A 19,852-nucleotide genomic window follows, 5' to 3' on the forward strand; every position below is an offset into this window, starting at 1 on the left:
CCTGGGAGGCCGCCGGCCTCAGCCGGTGAGCTGGGCCTCCAGGCGGTAACCGTCCACCGTGACGTAGACCTGGTCGCCGGGGCGGGCGTTCAGGCGCATGAGCACCGGCTGGAGGGAGTCGAAGACCGGCTGGTGACCCTGCCAGACCAGGACGATCGCGTTGTCGCCGGGGCCGGTCACCGACAGCAGGGTTCCCGGGCGCATGCCGAGCTGGGCCGCATAGCCCTCCGGCACCGGCACCGGGCCGCCCCTGAGGTGTTCCGGGGTGACCTCGATGCGCTGCCAGCGGCGCGGGTCCGACGACGGGCTCGGCAGCGGCGGAGGCGGCGTGGACGGCGTTCCGGCCAGGCCGCCGGGCAGCATGCCGGACCGGCCGCCCGACAGCGCCGACAAGGTGGCCAGGGCCGCCGAAGGGTCGATCGAGCCGGCGTTCGCCGACGGGATGGGCTGGCCGCCCCGGTGGTGGTGGCCGTTGGCGCCCGGCGTACGGCGGGGGAGCGGCTGGGCGGGCTGCGGCGAGGCGTCCATCGGGCCGGGGGCCGACTCCGAGGGCAGGGCGTCGAGCCACGCCTTGGCGGAGTGGGCGCGGATGCCCAGTTCGCCGAGGAGCTCCACGACGTCGGTGTCCGGCGGGGCGGCGGCCAGGAGCTGCCGCGTACGGCCCTGGAGGCCATGGATGTCGCCGACGACCAGCCAGCCGTCCTGGAGGCGGCGGTCGGGCATGAGCGTCACCAGGACCCGCCACAGGGGCGTGCGCAGTGACGGGACCATCGCCGGGTGGGCCGGGTCGGCGCCGATCAGCTGCTCCTCGGTGGCCGCCGCGCCGAGCCATTCGGTCAGGCGGAACATGTGGCCGGTCACCGGCGCGGACTCCGACGAGCGCAACCAGTGCAGGACGCGCTCCTCGGCGGTGCGCTGGGCCTGGGAGAGCACGTCGCGGTCCACGAGCAGTTTGTGGGCGAGCGTGCGGAGGCTGACCGGGTCCTCGGCGAACAGCCGGTGCACGGCCACGGCCAGTTCCAGCTTGTCCAGGCCGCGGAACAGGCCGTCCACGACGCGCACCATCGCGTGGTCGGCCTCGGTGGGGGCCTGGCCGGGCGCGGGCGTCCCGGCGGCGGGGACGGGGGCGGCGTACGGGGGGCCGTCGCCGCCGGCCTGCGGGCCGGCATCCGGACGCCCGGCGGTGGGCCGCTGCGGGAGCCGCGCGCCCCCCTGCGCCGGGAACGAGCCGGTCTGCCGCGGCCCGCCCTCGGGCTGGGCCGGGAACGAGCCGGTCTGGCGCTGCTGGGTGGTGTCGGGCTGTGCGGGGAACGAGCCGGTCTGGCGCTGCTGGGTGGTGTCGGACGGCTGGGCGGCGAAGGCGCCGGTCTGGTGCTGGGGGGCGCCCTCCGGCGCCGTGGGGCGCTGCGGGGCGTTGTCCGGCGGCGGGGTGAACGGGCCGGGCTGCTGCTGGGCCGCGGGGCGGGCGGCGGCCGGACGTTGCGGCAGGCCGCCCTCGCCGGGCGCGCGCGGGGCGCCCTCGGGCTGGGCCGGGAAGGCGTCGCTGTGCGGGGTGAAGGCGCCGGGCCGCCGCTGGGGGCCGCTGCCGGGCTGGGCCGCGTACGAACCGGCCTCGGCCGTCGGTACGGCAGGGAAAGAGCCGGTCTGGGGACCTGGTACGGCCGGAAAGGACCCGGTCTGGGGACCCGATACGGCCGGGAAGGAGCCGGTCTGGCGGTCGCCCGCGCCGCGCTGGAGCGGCCGGGTGACGTCCGGCGAGCCGGACTGCTGGGCCGGTACGGCCTCCCGCTGCGCCGGGATGCGCCCGAGCACCTCGCGCAGGACCGAGCCGACCACGACCTCGGGCGTCGCCGACGGGGTGCCGAGGTCGCCGGGGGACAGGCGGCGCAGCCGCTGCCAGCCGCCGAGCCCCGCGACCGCCGTACGGGTGGCGTCGGGCCAGCCGGGCAGCGCCGGATCGACCTGATGGACGGCGAGCGCCGGGAGCAGGTCCACCAGCGGCAGATGGTCCCAGCGGGAGGAGATCAGCCGGGCGAGCCGTTCGCAGACCCAGTCGAGCCCCGCCGTGCCGAACGCCCGCGACACCGCGAGCGAGGACCACCACCCGGCCGGCAGCCGCGGATCACCCAGCACTTCGGCCACCTGTTGTGGGCGGCTCCAGCGCAGAGCTGGGACGAGGTCGCTCAGGCAGATCGATGACTCGACTTCCATCGGCGGACCTTATCCTCCCCAGTGGGCCGTGTGGGCAACCCGGTACGCATGTGGCTAATGGTGCAGCCTACGCGGCAAGCTATCAATCAGTGTTAATAGGGTAAAGACGGTTCAGATCCAAACCGTATCGTGGACGGCCGCCCACCTGGGCCACACATTCCGCCCCGGCACGGCATCCCGCCTCCAGCGCGAGCCGGGCGGCCGCCCCCTGAAGGGTGGCCGCGAGATACCCGGCGGCGAAGGCGTCACCCGCGCCCGTGGAGTCCACCACCTCGGCGGACATCCCCGCGCACGTCGCCGTGACCACGCCGTCCACCGCCACCATCGCGCCCTCGGCGCCCAGCTTGACCACGGCTGTGCCGTACGTCTCACTCAGCAGGACCGCGGCCTGTTCCGGCGTCGTGGCGCCGGTGAGGACCAGGGCCTCGTCCAAGTTCGGGATGATCAGATCGGCCGCGGCGGTCTCGGCCATGAAACGTTCGACGCCGAAGTCCCGGAGCGGGCCCGTCGAGGCCGGGTCGACGCTGATCGGCACCCCGGCGGCGACGGCGTCCCGGACGGCGGCCCTGACCAGGCGCAGACCGGGCGGCGCGAACAGCGTGTAGCCCGACAGGTGCAGCCGCCCGACGCCGCCGAGCAGCGCCGGGTCCCAGTCGGCGTCGGAGATCAGGCCGCCCGCGCCGCGGTTGGTGAGCATGGAACGCTCGCCGGTCTTGTCCACCATGGCGATGACGACCGCCGTGGGATGCTCCGGGTCCACGGCCACGTGCGGCCGGACGCCGGTCTTGACCAGTTCCGTCGTGTGCCACTCGCTGCTGTCGTAGCCGAGCTTGGCCAGCAGCCGCGAGTCGGCCCCCAGGTGGGCCGCCCAGGCCGCGGTGTTCGCGCCGGAGCCGCCGGGCCGCAACACGATCTCCGCGGCCGTGTCGGTGCCCGCCATGACCGGCGAGCCGTGCAGCGCCACCACATCGGTGACCACGTCACCGATGACCAGGAGGCCCGACTCGCTCACGCCCGCGACCAGGCCACGGCGATCCGGGCGGCCAGGGCGGTGTTGCCGCGTACGGCGGCCAGGTTGGCCTCCAGGGAGGCGCCGCCGGTGCCCTTGACGAGGTAGCTGAGCAGGAACGGGGTGATCGCCTGCCCCTTGACGCCCTCGCGCTCGGCGGCGGCCAGCGCCTCGGCCAGCACGCGGTCGTGCAGCGCCGGGTCGAGCTGCTGGTCCTCGGGCACGGGGTTGGCGACGATGAGCGCGGTCTCCGGGCCGCCGGCCAGCGCGTCCTGGCCGCGCATCACGGCGGCGGCGTCCTCGGGCGTCTCGATGCGCCACTCGATCGGCAGGCCGGAGGAGTTCAGGTAGAAGCCGGGGAAGGTGTCGGTACGGTAGCCGGCCACGGTCACGCCGCGCGTCTCCAGCCGCTGGAGCGTGGCGGGCACGTCGAGGATCGACTTCACGCCCGCGCAGACGACCGTGATGCGGGTACGGGCGAGCGTGTCGAGGTCGGCCGACTCGTCCTGGTCCTCGGTCCAGCCGCGGTGGACGCCGCCGAGACCGCCGGTCGCGAAGACGCGGATGCCGGCGCGGGCGGCCAGGAACGACGTGGCCGACACGGTCGTCGCCCCGCTCGCCTTCATCGCCGCGGCCACCGGCAGGTCACGCTGGCCCAGCTTGCGCAGCCCGGACTCGGTGGCGATGCGCTCCAGCTCCACCTCGTTCAGCCCGATCCTGGCCACGCCGTCCAGGACGGCGATCGTCGCCGGGACGGCGCCCGCCGCGCGGACCACTCCCTCAAGCTCGCGGGCCACCTCAAGGTTGCGCGGCTGCGGCAGGCCGTGGGAGATGATCGTGGACTCCAGGGCCACGACGGGGGCGCCGCCGGCCAGGGCCTCGGCGACTTCGTCGGACGGCTGGAGAAGGGAGTCGGTGACGCTGCGCATGGTGGGTTTCAAGCTCCTTGAGTGGTCCTGGCCGGTTCAGGGAGAACGGCATGCCTGACGGAATTTGTTCCGAACCGAGCAGCGTACGGGGGCCCGGCCAGGACGTCCACTCAGAGGGCTCTCACAGCAGGACGGCGACCCCCGTGAGGGAGACGGCGGCGATGAGCCCTGTGGCGATCGCGCCGAGCAGCACGGCCCGGCCGCCCTTGATCAGCTTCCGTACGTCGATCCCGGTGCCCAGGCCGAACAGCGCGGCGGCCATGAGCACGTTGGTGACCTGTGGGACGGCCTCGGTGACCGGCTCGGGGACCCAGCCGGTGCTGCGTACCGCCACCATCACCAGGAACGCGGCCACGAACAGCGGCATGACCGGCGGCCTGCGCCCTTCCCGCCGGGTTTGCGGGGCCGTGTCCGGGCGGCGGGCGCGGACGGCGGTCAGGGCGACGAGCGGGGCCAGGAGGATGACGCGGGCCAGCTTGACCGTCACGGCCGCGGCCAGGACGCCCGACGCGGCGCCGATCGCGGCCACCTGGGCGACCTCGTGCACGGCGGCCCCGGTCCAGACCCCGAGCTGGGCCGGTGACAACCCGAGCAGCCCCGCCAGCGCCGGTACGGCCACGATGGCGGCGCTGCCGTAGAGGACGACCACACTCAGCGCGGCGGCCGCGTCGTCGTCGTCGGTGCCGTCGGCGCTCTCGCGCATGGCCGCGACCGCCGCCGCCCCGCAGATGGACACGCCGGTCGCCACCAGCAGCGACGTACCGGGCGACAGGCCCAGGCGGCGGCCGATCAGCGGCGTCACCGCGAACGTGACCCCGGTCGCCGCCACCACGATCACCAGCGTCTGCCAGCCGAGCGCGAGCACCTGCGGCATCGCGATCTGCAACCCGAGCAGGGCGATCGCCACCCGCAGCACCCGCCTGGAGACGAACGCGAGCCCGGGCCTGAACCGCTCCCAGACCACGCCCGCCCGGCCCGCGCCCGTGTTGTCCGCGCCCGCCGGCCCGGACGACGACGCGGCGACCGCGACCAGGTTGGCCAGGACCGCGCCCGACAGGACCGCGATCACCGCCGGGCTGAACGCCGGTACGAACCGGTTCACCACCATGGCGACCACCACCGCGACGGCCGCGAGCCCGATCCCGGGCCACACCGACGCCTGCCGGACGGGCGGTTCACCTGGGACGGGTACGGGGACGGAGGGCGAGAGTCGTTGGTCGGGGAGAGGCATGATGCCAGTTTTCGTGGCTTTCGTACCGGTCGGTAGACACGCGTTGCCTGGGAGGCCATAGCCTGTGGCTATGAGTGCGCTGCCGGACCTCGACTCGCTGAAGCTGCTGGTGGACGTGGGCGAGCTGGGCAGCCTGGGCCAGGCGGCGAAGGCGGCGGGCATGGCCCAGCCGTCGGCCAGCAAGCGGGTGGCCCTGCTGGAACGCCGCCTCGGCGTACCCCTGCTGGAACGCACGCCGCGCGGGTCCACGCTCACCGCCGAGGGCAGGATGGTGGCCGACTGGGCCGCCCAGGTGCTGGCCGCGGCCGAGGAGCTGATGCGGGCCGTCGAGGCCGTACGCCACAGCGAGGCGGCCCATCTGCGGGTGGCCGCCAGCATGACGGTGGCCGAGTACCTGGTGCCGCGCTGGCTCGGCGAGCTGCAGAACCGGGAGCCCGAGGTCCAGGTCGGGCTGGACGTGGTCAACTCCACCGACGTCGCGGCCAGGGTGCTGGCCGAGGAGGTGGAGCTGGGGTTCGTCGAGGGGCCGAGCGTGCCCGAGGGGCTGGACAGCCGCGTCGTGGGCACCGACAGGCTGGTCGTCGTGGTGGCCCCCGGCCATCCGTGGGCCCGCCGCCGTACGGCCCTCAGGGGCGCCGAGCTGGCCGCCACGCCGCTCGTGGTCCGCGAGCCGGGCTCCGGCACCCGCGAGACCCTGGACGTGGCCTTCAAGCGGCTCCACCGGGCCAGCCCGCGCCTGGAGCTGGGGTCGAACTCGGCGGTCAAGGGCGCGGCGCAGGCCGGCGCCGCGCCCGCGGTGCTCAGCGGCTACGCGGTCGAGGCCGACATCGCGACCGGACGCCTGGTCGAGGTGCCCCTCGCCGGGCTCAACCTGGTCAGGAACCTGCGCGCGGTCTGGCGGCGCGGCCGGTCGCTCACCGCCCCGGCGGCGACCCTCCTCGCCATCGCCAGCCGCCCGTGAGGACGTCCGCGACGGGCCGGAGAACGTCCGTGAAAGCGGCTGTTGACGCTGCCGGGAGCACGATCTAGCTTTCCCTTAGGAAAGTTTCCTAAAAGTAAGCCTGCGTTCACCCCCCGAACCACAGGAGACTCCGTATGAGCCTTCGTCGTCATCTCGCCGCCGTCGCCGGATCGGCGGTGTTGTGCCTGGCCGCCGCGGGCCTCGCGCCGTCGCCCGCCCTGGCCGCGCCCACCGGCTGCACCGCCTGGATCAGCGGTGACTACGCCTACAGCACATGCACCTCCGGCACCGGCGAGCACAGCGTCGGGGTGGAGCAGTCGCACCCGCTCGCCAACCCCATCCTCCTGACCGGCGGCTGGACGACCGTCGGCGGGGTCTCCTCGGTGCGGCTCATGCCGTGGCCGGTCAAGCGCATCTGGGTGAACAGGCGAGGCTGACCCGTCACCGGCCCGGCCGGGCGGTGCAACCCCTCCGGCCGGGCTCGCGAAACCCACCGCAGCGGGCCGTCACGGCCCCCCGCCCCCGGGCGGTCACCGGCGCCCTCCCCGGGCCGTCACTCGTGCCCGCCTTCGGGTGGACCGTTGACGAATGGCACGGGTCGGGTCGTAAGGTGCGGGGATGGGTGCGTATGACGTCGTCGTGGCAGGTGGCGGGCACAACGGGCTGGTCGCGGCCGCCTACCTCGCCGGAGCGGGCCGCCGGGTCCTGGTGCTGGAACGCCTCGGCCACGTCGGCGGGCTGGCGATCTCCACGCGGGCCTTCCCCGGCGTGGACGTACGCCTGTCCCGCTACTCCTACCTGGTCAGCCTGCTGCCCGCGCGGATCGTCCGGGACCTCGGTCTCGACCTCGACCTGCGCCGCCGCCGGTACGCCTCCTACACCCCCAAGGGCGACACCGGCCTGCTCGTCGACAACGAGGACGAGACCCGTACCGCGGCCTCCTTCCGCGCCGTCACCGGCGGCGAGCACGACCACCGGGCCTGGCGCGACTTCTACGCCATGACGGCGGACGTCGCCCGCGTCCTCGCCCCCACGCTGCTCGAACCGCTGCGCACCCCCGCCGAGATCGAACGCCTGGTCGGCCCGCGGGCCTGGCGCGACCTGTTCCAGCGGCCCGTCGGCCAGACCGTGGAGGAGCGGTTCGCCGACGACACCGTGCGCGGCGTCGTGCTCACCGACGCGCTGATCGGCACGTTCGCCGACCCGGCCGCCGACCTGCTGGCCAACAGATGTTTCCTCTACCACGTGATCGGCGACGGCACGGGCGAGTGGAACGTCCCGGTGGGCGGCATGGGCGCGGTCTCCGGCGCGCTGGAGCGGGCGGCCAGGCGGGCGGGGGCCGAGATCAGGACCGGCGCCGAGATCGTCGGCATCTCACCGTCGGGCGAGGTCACCTACGTCGCCGAGGACGGCGAGCACACCGTGAACGGCCGCCACGTGCTGGTCAACCTGCCCCCGGCGGTGCTGGACCGGGTGCTGGACCAAGGGCTGGACCCGGTGGTGGACCAGGGGCTCGGCGGGGCCGCGTCCGCGCCCGAGGGGGCGCAGCTCAAGGTCAACATGGTGCTCGCCCGGCTGCCCCGGCTCAAGGACCCGTCGGCCGACCCCAGGGCCGCATTCAGCGGCACGTTCCACATCAACGAGGGACACGACCAGCTCGCCAGGGCGTACGAGCAGGCGGCGCGGGGGGAGATCCCGGAGCTGCCGCCCGCGGAGGTCTACTGCCATTCCCTGACCGATCCGTCCATCCTCGGCCCGGAGCTCAGGGGGAAGGCCGAGACGATGACGTTGTTCGGCCTCCACATGCCCGCCCGCCTTTTCCGGAAAAATCCGGAAAAGGCGGGCGAAGATGCGCTTCGCGCCACGTTCGCCTCCATGAACTCCGTCCTTGCCGAGCCCATCGAGGACTGCCTGCTCCGCGCCCCCGACGGAACCCCGTGCGTCGAGGCCAAGACCCCCGTCGACCTGGAACGGGACGCCGGCCTGCCGGGCGGCCACATCTTCCACGAGGACCTGAGCTGGCCGTACGCGCAGGAAGGGGGCTGGGGCGTCGAGACCGGGCACGAGCGCATCCTGCTGTGCGGCGCCGCGGCCCGAAGGGGCGGCGGCGTGAGCGGGATCGGCGGCCACAACGCGGCGATGGCCCTGCTGCGCCCGTGAACCGCCCGAACCGCCCGAACCGCCCGTGAACCGCCCGTCAGGCCGTGCCGCGGCTCACTGGGAGATCAGCTTGGTGGCCACCTTGAGCGCCACCGCCGCGCGGTCGGCGTCGGGCAACCGCATGTCGAACAGGAAGGGAACGCTGCCCAGGATCACCGCGAACACCGCGAGCCTGGCCTCGAACTGCTGAACGGGGTCGTCCTCCGGCGCGCTCAGCACCGACAACATGGAGATGACGCCCTCCTGCATCCGCGACCCGTCCGGCAGCTCCTGCACCACCCCCTGGTTCACCTGGGCGAACCTGAACAGGGGCCGCCACTTGTCCTCCAGCAGGCCGGAGATGCGCCGCAGGATCTCCTGCCGGGCCTCCAGCGTCCGGGGCTGCTCGCGGGCCCACTCCACCAGCTCGTCGATCGAGACCACGAGACGGTCGACGACGCTGGAGAGGATCGCCTCCTTGGTACGGAAGTGGTAGTACAGCGCGGGCCTGGTGATCTCCAGCCGTTCGGCGACCTCCTGGAGGGTCGTCTTGTCGTATCCGCGCTCGGCGAACAACTCCAGCGCCACCCGCTGGATCCGCTCGCGGGTGTCCGTCCGCCGCCCTGCCATCGTGCTCCCATCCCTTGACGACCGGCCCTCGCATTGCTTACTTTCGCGTAAGTAAGCAATGCGGATCGGCTTGTAGGGAGCAGACTATGGCTCAGCACTTCCCTGTCCAGCGTACGTGCCCGTTCGCCCCGCCCCCTGAGTACGCCCGCCTGCGCGAGCAGGCCCCGCTCGTCCGGGCCGCGCTCCCCGGCGGCGAGGTGTGGCTCGTCACCAGGCACGCCGAGGCCCAGCGGGTGCTCTCGGGCGAGGGCATCAGCACCAACCCCGCCACGCCCGGCCACCCCAACACCCTGCTCACCCCCGAGCCGCCCACGCCGGAGCAGACGGCGGCGCTCCAGGAGTCCGCGGTCGGGCACTTCATCGACCTCGACCCGCCCGAGCACACCCGCTTCCGCAAGCTGCTCATCCCCGAGTTCACCGTCCGGCGGGTCAAGGAGCTGCGCCCGTCCATCCAGCGGCTGGTGGACGAACTCATCGACGAGATGCTGGCCAAGGGCCGGGAGGCGGAGCTGGTCGAGGACTTCGGGCTGGCGCTGCCGTCCCTGGTGATCTGCCGGCTGCTCGGCGTCCCGTACGCCGAGCGCGAGTTCTTCCAGTCGCGCACCCGTACGATCGTCTCGGCCACCGAGGACCCGGCGGCGGCCTACACCGCGATGACGGAGATCAGGACCTTCCTCGACGACCTGGTCACCGCCGCCGAACGCGACCCCCAGGACGACCTGCTCGGACGGCTGATCGACGGCGGGCAGCTCACCCACCGGGAACTCGTCGGCGTGATCTTCCTGCTGCTCGTCGCCGGCCACGAGACCACGGCCAACATGATCCCGCTCGGCGTGCTCACGCTGCTGCGCCACCCCGCCCAGCTCGCCGCCCTGCGCGCGGACCCCGCGGGCTGGCCGATGGCCGTGGAGGAGCTGCTGCGCTACCACTCGATCGTCGACTGGGTGGCCTTCGACCGGGTCTCCGTACGCGACCAGGAGATCGGCGGCCAGGAGGTCAGGGAGGGCGAGGGCATCTTCGTGCTCGGCGCCTCGGCCAACTGGGACGAGCGGGTGTTCGAGCGCCCGGACGAGTTCGACGTCGCCCGCGGCGCCCGCCACCACGTCGCCTTCGGGTACGGCGTCCACCAGTGCCTCGGCCAGAACCTGGCCAGGGCCGAGCTGGAGATCGCCCTGCGCACGCTCTTCGAACGCGTACCGGACCTGCGGGTCACGGTCGCCGACGAGGACGTGCCCGCCAAGTACGAGGGCGTCATCTTCGGCCTCAAGGCCCTGCCGGTGGCGTGGTGATCCTCAGGGAACATCGATCAACCCGTTCATCGTGTTCTCATAGTGGGCTCATATCTTGTGAGACATGAGTGAGCCCGCACGGTTGCTGGTGGTGGACGACGAGCCCGCGTTGCGCGAGGCGCTTCAGTCGAGCCTTGAGTTCGAGGGCTACCGGGTCGGCACCGCCAACGACGGCCAGGCGGCGCTGGACGCGCTGACGGGGGAGCCGTACGACGCGGTGCTGCTCGACGTGATGATGCCGCGGCTCGACGGGCTCACCGCCTGCCGGCGGCTGCGGGCTCAGGGCAACCACATCCCCGTCCTCATGCTCACCGCCCGCGACGCCGTCGGCGACCGGGTGTCCGGGCTCGACGCGGGGGCCGACGACTACCTGGTCAAGCCGTTCGAGCTGGACGAGCTGCTGGCGCGGGTGCGCGCGCTGCTGCGCCGCGGCGCGCTCAGCACGGGAGCCGCCGACGGCGGCGCGCTCACCTACGGCGACCTGCGCATGGACCCCGCGACCAGGGAGGTCACCCGCGGGGCGCGCGGGCTCGACCTGACCAGGACCGAGTACCTGCTGATGGAGCTGTTCCTGGCCCATCCCCGCCAGGTCCTGACCCGCGACCAGATACTCAACGAGGTGTGGGGCTTCGACTTCGAGCCGACGTCCAACTCCCTCGACGTGTACGTGATGTACCTGCGCCGCAAGACCGAGGCCGGCGGCGAGCCCCGCGTGATCCACACGGTCCGCGGGGTGGGGTACGTCCTGCGGGCCGCGCCGTGATCAGGAACAGCCTGCGCGCCCGGCTGACGCTGCTCATCACGTTCGCCGTGGCGCTGGCGGTCGCGATCAGCGCGGGCGCCTGCTTCATGATCGTCCGGCACCAGCTGTACGAGCAGGCCGACCGGCAGCTCGGCCGCCAGCCCGGCAAGGACCCTCGCGACGACCTCGACTGGGTCAGGAAGTCCTGCCGCCCCACCCCCGCGCCGAAGGACCACTACGGCCCGGCGCACTCCACCCAGCTCATCTTCAGTGACGGAACCCCGCCCTGCTACGTGGGGCCCGCGCTGGTGGTCACGCCCGAGGACCTGGCGGTGGCCAAGGGCGAGTGGCCCGAGCCCAAGCACTTCCACAACGGCGTCACCGCCGACGGCACCGAGATGCGCGTCCTCACCGAGCAGCTCGCGCCCGGCGTGGCGGTGATGGACGCCGCCCCCCTGCGCGAGCTGCGCAACACGCTGAAGGTGGTGGCGCTGCTGCTGGGCGCCGTGGCGCTGTTCGGCGTCCTGCTGGCGGCCTCGGCCGGGCTGCTCATCGCGCGCGCCGCGCTGCGTCCCGTGGCCCGGCTGACCAAGGCGGCCGAGCACATCGCCGAGACCGAGGACCTCAACACCCGCATCCCCGTCCAGGGCAAGGACGAGATCGCCCGGCTCAGCTCCTCCTTCAACGCCATGACCGCGGCCCTGGCCGGCTCCCGCGAACGCCAGCAGCAGCTCGTCGCCGACGCCGGCCACGAGCTGCGCACCCCGCTCACCACCCTGCGCACCAACATCGACCTGCTGCTGCGCAGCGAGCAGACCGGCCGGCAGCTCGACCCGGGCGCCAAGGAACGCCTGCTGGTCAACGTCAAGGCCCAGTTCGCCGAGCTGTCCACGCTGGTCGGGGACCTGTTGCAGCTCGCCCGCGGCGACACCGACCACGAGCCGCACGTCGAGCTGGCCCTGCACGAGATCGTCACGGCCGCCGCCGAACGCGTCCGCCTGCGCGGCGCCGACGTGATCACCGAGCTGAGCCCCTGGTACGTCGTCGGCAGCGCCACCTCGCTGGAACGCGCCGTGCTCAACCTCATCGACAACGCCCGCAAGTTCAGCCCCGAGGGCCAGGTCGAGGTCTCGCTCAAGGACGGCCGGCTGACCGTGCGCGACCACGGCCCCGGCATCCCCGAGGAGGAGCTGCCGCACGTCTTCGAACGCTTCTGGCGCTCGCCGTCGGCCCGTGGCCTGCCCGGATCCGGGCTGGGCCTGGCGATCGTGGCGCAGGCCGTGTCCGAGACCGGCGGCAAGGTGGGCCTGTCGAACGCGCCGGGTGGCGGAGCGATCGCGACAATCGACCTTCCCGGAAGTCTCATCCGTCACTCAGAATCGGATAAGTCCTCTTAAAGACCTAAACCGTGAGCTGGCTGCATGGAGACAACAGCAGTAGGGACGCGCCTGGTCGAGGTGGTCGTCCCGGTCCACAACGAGCAGCGGGCGCTGCGGGAGAGCATCGCCCGCCTGCACGCCTACCTCGCCACGACGTTCCCGTACGGCTTCCGCATCACCATCGCCGACAACGCCAGCACCGACGACACGTGGGGGCTGGCCACCGAACTGGCCCGTGAGCTGCCCCGGGTACGAGCCGTGCACCTCGACGAGAAGGGCCGCGGCCGGGCGCTGCGCCGGGTCTGGTCCGAGAGCGAGGCCGACGTCGTCAGCTACATGGACGTCGACCTGTCCACCGACCTGGACGCCTTCCTGCCGCTGGTCGCGCCCCTGCTGTCCGGGCACAGCGACCTGGCCATCGGCACCCGCCTGGCCAGGGCGTCGCGGGTGGAGCGCGGGCCCAAGCGGGAGTTCATCTCGCGCTCGTACAACCTGCTGCTGCGCTCGGTGATGGGCGCCGGGTTCTCCGACGCGCAGTGCGGGTTCAAGGCCGTGCGTACGGAGATCGCGCAGGCGCTGCTGCCCGCCGTCGAGGACGAGCAGTGGTTCTTCGACACCGAGCTGCTGCTGCTGGCCGAGCGGCACGGCCTGCGCATCCACGAGGTGCCGGTCGACTGGGTGGACGACCCCGACAGTCGCGTGGACATCCTGCGTACCGCCCTCGACGACCTGCGCGGGCTGGCCAGGGTGGCCCGCAAGACCCTGTCGGGCGCGGCGCGCATCCCGATGCCCGCCCAGGTGCGGCGGGCCGAGCTGCCGAGGGGGATGGCCAGGCAGCTCCCCAGGTTCGCGATCGTGGGCGTGGTGAGCACGCTGGCCTACCTGGCGCTGTTCACGATGTCGCGGCAGGTCGTCCCCGCCCAGGCCGCCAACGCGGTCGCGCTGCTCGTCACAGCCGTGGCCAACACCGCCGCCAACCGCCGCTTCACCTTCGGCGTCAGGGGCGCGGGCGGCGCGCTGCGCGACCAGGTCGAGGGCATGATCGCGTTCCTGGTGGGGCTGGCGCTGACGTCGGGGAGCCTCGCGCTGCTGCCCGACGGCGTCTCGCACGGCGTGGAGCTGGTGGCGGTCATCGCGGCCAACGCGGCGGCCACCCTCGTGCGGTTCCTGCTGCTGCGCGTGTGGGTGTTCAACCCCGAGCGCCGCAGGAACGCCCGATGACCGCCCTCGCCGCGCCCGCCCGCGTCCGCGTGCTCACCGGGGCCGACGGCGACCCGCGCTGGTCGCGGCCCGCGATGTGGACCGTGCTCGCCGCCGCCTTCGTCCTGTACGCCTGGGCGCTGGACGGGAACGCCAACGAGTACTACGCCGCCGCCGTCCTGTCGGGCACGCAGAGCTGGAAGGCGTTCTTCTTCGGCGCGATCGACGCCGGGTCCTTCATCACGGTGGACAAGCCGCCGCTCGCCCTGTGGGTCATGGGGTTGTCGGCGCGGATCTTCGGTCACAGCACGTACAGCATGCTGTTGCCGCAGGTCCTCGTCGGCGTGGCGGCCGTCGGCGTGGTGTACTCCGCGGTCCGCAGGTCCTTCGGGCAGGCCCGCCAGGGGCACGTCGCGGCGCTGGTCGCGGCCGTGGTCATGACGCTCACCCCGATCACCGTGGCCATCAACCGGGACAACAACCCCGACACCGTGCTCGTGCTGCTGCTGGTGCTGGCGGCCTGGTTCTGCCTGGAGTCGCTGCGTACGGGCCGGGCGCGGACGTTGCTCCTCGCCGCGCTCTTCGTCGGGCTGGGGTTCAACACCAAGATGTTGCAGGCGTACCTGGTGGTGCCGGCGTTCGGGGTGGCGTACCTGGTGTGCGCCCGCCACCGGGCGGTCAGGCGGGTGGGGCACCTGCTGGCTGCCGGGGTCGTGCTGGCGGTGTCGAGCGCCTGGTGGATGGTGGTCGTCGACCTGTGGCCCGCCGCGTCGCGGCCGTACGTCGGCGGCTCGACCGACAACACCGTCCGGGACCTGGTGATCGGCTACAACGGGCTCGGCCGCGTCTTCGGCCAGGGCGGGGGCGGGCTCAGGCTCGCAGGCGTGAGCTTCGGCGGGGAGGCCGGGGCCGGGCGGCTGTTCAACGACGTCATGGCCGGGCAGATCTCCTGGTTGTTGCCGTTCTGCGTCGTGGCGCTGGCCTTCGCCGTGCTCCTACGGGTGCGCGGCCTGCCCTTCGACGGGGCGGCGTGGCTGGTGTGGGGCGGCTGGCTGGTCGTGCACTACGTGGTGTTCAGCTTCTCCAGTGGCACGTTCCATCCCTACTACACGACCGCGATGGCGCCCGCCGTGGCCGCGCTCACCGGCATGGGGGTGACCGTGATGTGGCAGGCGTACCGCAGGTCGCGGGGATGGGCGTGGGTGCTCCCGACGGCGGTCGCCGTGACGGGCGGGTGGTCGTTCGCGGTGTTGCGCCGTACGCCCGAGTGGCTGCCGTGGCTGGCCTGGGTCGTGCTCGGGGCGACCACGGCGGCCGTGGCGCTGCTCGTCCTGGCCAGGGCCCGGACGGCGGGCAGGGTGACCGCGGCGGCGCTGGCGGCCACCCTGGTCGCGGGGCTCGCCGGTCCGGCGGCCTACGCCGTCTCACCCCTGGGGTCGCGGGTGAACGGCACCAACCCCACGGCGGGCCCGTCCACGGGCCGGACAGGCGGCCCCGGCGGCGCGTTCCCTGACGGCCTCCCACGCGGCGAGCCCCGGGGCGGCTCCATGGGCGGCGGCGTGGCCGACGCGACGGTGAAGTACCTGGTCGCCAACCAGGGCGAGGCCACCTGGCTGGCGGCCGTGAGCAGCGCCCGGCAGGCGTCCTCGATCATCCTGTCGACCGGCCGCCCGGTGATCGCCATGGGCGGCTTCACCGGCTCCGACCCCGCCATGACCGTGCCCCGCCTGCGGGAGCTCCTCTCCTCGGGACGGCTCAGGTACGTGCTCACCGGCGGCGGCCCAGGCCCAGGCCGCGGCGACACCGAGGTCACCACCTGGGTCACCGCCAACTGCACGGCGGTGGACGGCCACACCGGCCTCTACGACTGCGCCGCCTGACCACGAGAACCGCCGGCCCGGGTGACGAAAGCCGCTCCACGACGCGGCGTGCCGACCGGCGCGCTATAGGCTGATCGGGTGGCGAGTACGACCCGGGCCGAGCAGGCTGATCAGCGTAGAGCCGAGCTTCTGGAGGCCACCCGCAAGGTGGTGCTCGAACGTGGTTTGGCCCACACGCGCATCGCCGACATCGCCAAGTCCATCAATGTCAGCGGCGGCCTGATCCACTACCATTTCGCGACCAAGGACGAGCTGATCACCGCCATGCTGCGGGCCACGCTCGACATCGAGAGCGCCCGGCTCAAGGAGCTGGCCGACGGCCCCGGCACGGCGGTCGAGCGGCTCGACCGGGTGCTGCGCTACTACATCCCCGAGTCGCGTTCCGACCAGAGCTGGCTGCTGTGGATCGACGCCTGGAACACCGCGCTGCGCGAGCCCGCCGTCAACGCGATCATGCTGGAGCTGGAGACGGCCTGGCTCGACGCGCTGGCCCAGGTGCTCTCGGCGGGCACCGACGCGGGGGAGTTCGCCTGCGCCGACCCGGCGGGCGCGGCCGAGCGCATCGACGCCATGCTCGACGGTCTGATCATCCGCTACACGCTGCATCCCAACGTGCTGGACAAGGCGCGGCTGCTGGCCCACGCGCGTACGGCGGCGGCCAGGGAGGCGGGCATCGCGGTGGCGGACTTCGGCTGATCACACGCGCCCGGGGGCCAGGGCCGGGCGATGGTCAGGTCAGGCGGGGAGGGCGGCCAGCAGGAAGGCCAGGCGGGCCGCCGCCGACTCGACGTCCTCGGTGGTGCCGAGGCGGTAGCCCCATGAGGTGATGAAGGCGCCGTCGTCGGAGCACGTCACGGTCTCGGCGAGGGTCGTGGAGAAACGGTTGCGCACCGACACGTACGCCGGGTCGCTGGCCAGCGCGACACTCTGCACCGAAAGGTCGGCGTGACGGCCCGCGTGCCACGCGAACCGCTCAAGGCAGAACGCGGTATCAAGCATCATGCGTCACCTCCGCAACGTCTCGCGACAGAATTGCACGATCTTGCGGCGGGTGGCAAGCAATTGCTGAGGTTAATGTGGGGTTTGTTGCCGGTATTCGTTAAGAATACGGATGATGACATCGCGCCCCGGCTCCCCGAACTCCGCCACCTTGGCGTAGTCGTCGAAAGCCCGTACGTAGAAGGCGATGTCGTCGGGGTCGCGCAGCACCAGGTCCTTGGTCATCGTGGCGACCCCGACCATGGCCTCGTTGTAGATCCAGAACCCGTTGATCGGCGCGGACGGCAGTTCCGTGCCGAAGGGGATCACGCCGAACTCCACGTTGGGCAGCGTGCTGACGGCCAGCAACCGGTCGAGCTGGCCGCGCATGACGCCGGCCGGGGCCAGCGTGCTGCGCAGCGCCGACTCCGGCACCACGAACCTGAACGTGCGCGTGCGGTCGTAGAGGATCTCCTGGCGCTGCATGCGCACGCGGACCGCCGCGTCGATCTGGTCGTCGGCGCTGTAGAGGCGTCTGACCTTGCGGAACACGTGCCGGGCGTACTCGGAGGTCTGGAGCAGGCCGACCACGATGCCCGGTTCGAAGACGCGGAACAGCTTCGTGCGCGCCTCCAGGTCGCGGATGTCCTCCTGGAGGGCGGCCAGGCCGCTGCGGTGACGCTGCTTCCAGTCGTCGTGCCGCTCCAGCAGCGCGATCGCCTGCCTGATCAGCTCGTCGGTCGTGTCGGGCGCGGCCCCGACGGCCTGCGCCCACACGACCACGTCATCCTCGGTCGCCGTCTGCCTGGCGTTCTCCAGGCGGGAGACCTTGGACGGCTGCCAGCGCAGCCGCTCTGCCAGGTCCTTGCCCGACAGATGGGCGGCCTCGCGCAGCTGACGCAGTTGGCTGCCGAGGTCGATGCGCGCCTGCTGAAAGGACGTCACGCGGCAAGAGGCTAGCCCCGCGGGCGCCGATCATGCCAGGCCCAGTCGCGCAATTGTGATCAAGCGGTGGCCGACGGTGTTCCGTCGCTGGTGGGCACGGCGTCGGCTGATCCGCCGGGCAGCACCCGGCGGGCGATCTCGGTGAGGAGCTCGCGGGGCACCTCGACGGCGCCCTCCCCCTCGAGCACGTCGCGCAGGTCCGCGAGCGCCTCGGGGTCGGTGACTTGAAGTCCCTGGACGACGATGGTGCCGCGATCGGTTTCGTACAGGGTGGGACAGGCGCCCGCCTCCGAGGTGGAGCCGAGGAACCGCATGCGCATGACGATCCTTCCCCGAATACCAGATGCAATTGCGCGCAATTGTACGCATTTGGGGGTGTGGTGTGATCCTTTTTCCGGATCGAGTTCAGTGCAGCGAGCCGTCCATGATGTCGCGGGCACGGGCGAACAGGCCGAGGGTGGTGGCGTGCAGCAGGTCGCCGATGTCCCGGGGCGCCTTCCCGGCGTACGCCCGCGCGTGCGTGCCCTCCAGCACGATGCCGAGCTTGAAACAGGCCATCACCGCGTACCAGTCGATCGCCGACAGGTCGCGCTCCGACAGCGCCGCGTAGTACGCGACCAGCTCCCGCTCCGGCGGCAACCCCGGCACGTGCCCGTTGTTCGCCGGCCAGGTGGCCAGCAGCCAGCCCAGGTCGAGCAGCGGGTCGCCGATCGTGCACATCTCCCAGTCCACGATCGCGGCCACCCGCGGCCCGTCGAGGGCGAACATGAGGTTGGCGAAGTGGTAGTCGCCGTGCATGACCCCCGGGACGAACGCGGCGGGCCGGTGGCGGGTGAGCCAGGCGGCGGTGGCGTCGAGGCCGGGGATGTCGGGGCCGGGGTAGCCGTCGAGCTCGCCGTAGGAGTCGAGCTCCTTCAGCCAGCGCGGCACCTGCCGTTCGAGGAAGCCCTCGGGACGGCCGAACCCCGGCAGCACCTCCGGATCGACCCGCCCCAGCTCGGCCAGCGCGGCGGCGGCCTCCAGGCCCATCCGGTGCCTGATCGCGGGGTCGGAGGCGTGCGGCTCGGGCAGCCCGGTCGAGGGGTTGACGCCCGCCACCGGCTCCATCAGGTAGAACACCGGCTCCCGTGCGGTCTGCGCGGCCACCAGCCGCGGCGCCGGCACCGCCGTGCCGCGCAGCGCCGCCAGCAGTCGCGCCTCGCGCCGCAGCACCTCGTTGCTCTTGCGCCGGGCGTGCGCGGGCGGCCTGCGCAGGATGTACGGCCGCCCGCCGCGCTCGAAGTGGACCATGACGTTCTGCGTGCCGCCCGGGACCGGCGCGACCTCCGTGATCTCCCCGCCCGGCAGGCCCTCGGCGTCCATCCACGCGCCGAGTTCGCCGAGGTCGATGGCGGTGACGTCGATGTGGGTGGAGGTCATGGCCGTCCTTCGACAGAACGATATTCTGGAGGCCCCAACCTACGAGAGCCCCGGGCGACCGGTCAACCCAGTGCCAGCATGAACGGCAGGAACTGCCGCGACCGGTCTCCCGGCAGGTCGCCGTGCCACACCATGTGCGCGCACGTGAACGCCCGGGTCAGGCCGTGCTCCTCGGTCCAGCGCGTCAGGTCCTCCCGGTCCAGGTCGAGGTCGATCCTGATCTTGCGACCGGCGTCCAGGGCCAGGTCGCCGATCAGGTCCCGCGCGGTCCGCTCGTCCCGCGCCACGACCGGGCCGATGGCGGTGGTGCCGTCGTTGTCCCAGCGGTGGGCGTAGCCGCCGTCGGCGATCCTGACGCCCTCGCCGAAGCCGGACATCCGGCGCAGCACCGGCGACCTGTCGGTGCCGAACACCTCGGCGTCAAGGGCGAGGATGGCCTCCAGGTCGGCCGGCGTCGCCGGGCGGGTGCGGCCCGACGGCTCGCCGTGGAAGACGCCGGTCCGCGTCGCGGTCATGCCCGCGACGCGGAAGCCGAACTCCTCGTAGAGCGGGCGGCCGTGCTCGGTGGCGTACAACGAGACCGCGCGTCCGTCCGCGCGTTCCAGCACGTGGTTCATCAGCTGGCGGCCCAGGCCGCGCCGGGCGTACCTGGAGGCGGTCAGGACCATGCTGATCACCGCGTGGTCGTCGCCGTAGGGGGTCAGGACGTTCGTGGCGGCCAGGCCGTCGCCGTCGGGGGCCTCGATGCCGTACGGCTCCCCGACCTCGAACAGCAGCCGCCACTTGTGCCGCTCGGCCCCCCAGTTACGGTCCTCGGCCAGCCGGGAGCAGTCCTCTAGATCATCAAATGTCAGCCGACGCAGCGTCATGGAGGACATCCTCCCGTATTGGGAGATTATGGGGGGATGAC

Annotated in this window: 19 protein-coding genes; 9 read left to right on the plus strand and 10 right to left on the minus strand. The window is 72.7% G+C overall.

What is annotated here, in order from left to right; all coding sequences use genetic code 11:
• Window positions 1-18: 18 nt before the first annotated feature.
• The 4 genes from IEZ27_RS06170 to IEZ27_RS06185 form a co-directional block, all read right to left on the minus strand.
• Window positions 19-2,211, minus strand: coding sequence for a hypothetical protein (locus IEZ27_RS06170; protein WP_189646309.1), 2,193 nt, complete (start codon window positions 2,209-2,211; stop codon window positions 19-21).
• A gap of 82 nt (window positions 2,212-2,293) precedes the next feature.
• The gene (locus IEZ27_RS06175; protein WP_189646310.1) at window positions 2,294-3,223 is read right to left on the minus strand and encodes a carbohydrate kinase family protein; all 930 of its coding nucleotides are present in this window, start codon (window positions 3,221-3,223) and stop codon (window positions 2,294-2,296) included.
• Window positions 3,220-4,149: a pseudouridine-5'-phosphate glycosidase gene (locus IEZ27_RS06180; RefSeq protein ID WP_189646311.1), complete on the minus strand. Its 930-nt coding sequence runs from the start codon at window positions 4,147-4,149 to the stop codon at window positions 3,220-3,222. The genes IEZ27_RS06175 and IEZ27_RS06180 overlap by 4 nt, the downstream gene beginning before the upstream one ends.
• A gap of 121 nt (window positions 4,150-4,270) precedes the next feature.
• Window positions 4,271-5,380: a YeiH family protein gene (locus tag IEZ27_RS06185; protein WP_189646312.1), complete on the minus strand. Its 1,110-nt coding sequence runs from the start codon at window positions 5,378-5,380 to the stop codon at window positions 4,271-4,273.
• A 70-nt stretch (window positions 5,381-5,450) separates the two neighbouring features.
• On the opposite strand from IEZ27_RS06185, the gene IEZ27_RS06190 reads away from it, so the two are divergent.
• The 3 genes from IEZ27_RS06190 to IEZ27_RS06200 all read left to right on the plus strand — a co-directional run bounded on the left by IEZ27_RS06190 (window position 5,451) and on the right by IEZ27_RS06200 (window position 8,501).
• Window positions 5,451-6,341, plus strand: coding sequence for a LysR substrate-binding domain-containing protein (locus tag IEZ27_RS06190; RefSeq protein ID WP_189646313.1), 891 nt, complete (start codon window positions 5,451-5,453; stop codon window positions 6,339-6,341).
• 134 nt (window positions 6,342-6,475) lie between these two features.
• Window positions 6,476-6,778: a hypothetical protein gene (locus IEZ27_RS06195; protein ID WP_189646314.1), complete on the plus strand. Its 303-nt coding sequence runs from the start codon at window positions 6,476-6,478 to the stop codon at window positions 6,776-6,778.
• A gap of 181 nt (window positions 6,779-6,959) precedes the next feature.
• Window positions 6,960-8,501 carry a phytoene desaturase family protein gene (locus tag IEZ27_RS06200; RefSeq protein ID WP_189646315.1) on the plus strand — a complete coding sequence of 514 codons (1,542 nt, stop codon included), beginning with the start codon at window positions 6,960-6,962 and terminating at the stop codon, window positions 8,499-8,501.
• Between the two features lie 54 nt (window positions 8,502-8,555).
• Here IEZ27_RS06200 and IEZ27_RS06205 read toward each other — a convergent pair whose 3' ends face one another.
• Window positions 8,556-9,110: a TetR/AcrR family transcriptional regulator gene (locus tag IEZ27_RS06205; protein WP_189646316.1), complete on the minus strand. Its 555-nt coding sequence runs from the start codon at window positions 9,108-9,110 to the stop codon at window positions 8,556-8,558.
• A gap of 86 nt (window positions 9,111-9,196) precedes the next feature.
• On the opposite strand from IEZ27_RS06205, the gene IEZ27_RS06210 reads away from it, so the two are divergent.
• The 6 genes from IEZ27_RS06210 to IEZ27_RS06235 all read left to right on the plus strand — a co-directional run bounded on the left by IEZ27_RS06210 (window position 9,197) and on the right by IEZ27_RS06235 (window position 16,296).
• Entirely contained in the window at window positions 9,197-10,399 is a 1,203-nt protein-coding gene (locus tag IEZ27_RS06210) for a cytochrome P450 (protein ID WP_189646317.1), read from the plus strand.
• 64 nt (window positions 10,400-10,463) lie between these two features.
• On the plus strand, window positions 10,464-11,162 hold the full coding sequence (locus IEZ27_RS06215; RefSeq protein ID WP_189646318.1) for a response regulator transcription factor: 699 nt from the start codon (window positions 10,464-10,466) through the stop codon (window positions 11,160-11,162).
• The gene (locus tag IEZ27_RS06220) at window positions 11,159-12,538 is read left to right on the plus strand and encodes a sensor histidine kinase (protein ID WP_229823438.1); all 1,380 of its coding nucleotides are present in this window, start codon (window positions 11,159-11,161) and stop codon (window positions 12,536-12,538) included. Before IEZ27_RS06215 ends, IEZ27_RS06220 begins: the two co-directional genes overlap by 4 nt.
• A gap of 24 nt (window positions 12,539-12,562) precedes the next feature.
• On the plus strand, window positions 12,563-13,741 hold the full coding sequence (locus IEZ27_RS06225; protein ID WP_189646319.1) for a bifunctional glycosyltransferase family 2/GtrA family protein: 1,179 nt from the start codon (window positions 12,563-12,565) through the stop codon (window positions 13,739-13,741).
• Window positions 13,738-15,600, plus strand: a complete 1,863-nt coding sequence (locus IEZ27_RS06230) for an ArnT family glycosyltransferase (RefSeq protein ID WP_189646320.1) — start codon at window positions 13,738-13,740, stop codon at window positions 15,598-15,600. The genes IEZ27_RS06225 and IEZ27_RS06230 overlap by 4 nt, the downstream gene beginning before the upstream one ends.
• A gap of 78 nt (window positions 15,601-15,678) precedes the next feature.
• Entirely contained in the window at window positions 15,679-16,296 is a 618-nt protein-coding gene (locus IEZ27_RS06235) for a TetR/AcrR family transcriptional regulator (RefSeq protein ID WP_125635194.1), read from the plus strand.
• 39 nt (window positions 16,297-16,335) lie between these two features.
• Here IEZ27_RS06235 and IEZ27_RS06240 read toward each other — a convergent pair whose 3' ends face one another.
• The 5 genes from IEZ27_RS06240 to IEZ27_RS06260 all read right to left on the minus strand — a co-directional run bounded on the left by IEZ27_RS06240 (window position 16,336) and on the right by IEZ27_RS06260 (window position 19,811).
• Complete coding sequence (locus IEZ27_RS06240) at window positions 16,336-16,602, minus strand: hypothetical protein (protein WP_189646321.1); 267 nt, start codon at window positions 16,600-16,602, stop codon at window positions 16,336-16,338.
• A gap of 69 nt (window positions 16,603-16,671) precedes the next feature.
• Window positions 16,672-17,523, minus strand: a complete 852-nt coding sequence (locus IEZ27_RS06245) for a helix-turn-helix domain-containing protein (protein ID WP_189646322.1) — start codon at window positions 17,521-17,523, stop codon at window positions 16,672-16,674.
• A gap of 59 nt (window positions 17,524-17,582) precedes the next feature.
• Complete coding sequence (locus IEZ27_RS06250) at window positions 17,583-17,843, minus strand: hypothetical protein (protein WP_189646323.1); 261 nt, start codon at window positions 17,841-17,843, stop codon at window positions 17,583-17,585.
• Window positions 17,844-17,928: 85 nt separating this feature from the next.
• Complete coding sequence (locus IEZ27_RS06255) at window positions 17,929-18,942, minus strand: phosphotransferase family protein (RefSeq protein WP_189646324.1); 1,014 nt, start codon at window positions 18,940-18,942, stop codon at window positions 17,929-17,931.
• Between the two features lie 62 nt (window positions 18,943-19,004).
• Complete coding sequence (locus IEZ27_RS06260; RefSeq protein WP_189646325.1) at window positions 19,005-19,811, minus strand: GNAT family N-acetyltransferase; 807 nt, start codon at window positions 19,809-19,811, stop codon at window positions 19,005-19,007.
• Window positions 19,812-19,852: the final 41 nt, after the last annotated feature.

The sequence above is a fragment of the Nonomuraea spiralis genome (genome assembly GCF_014648435.1).
In the GTDB taxonomy this organism is placed as follows: domain Bacteria; phylum Actinomycetota; class Actinomycetes; order Streptosporangiales; family Streptosporangiaceae; genus Nonomuraea; species Nonomuraea spiralis.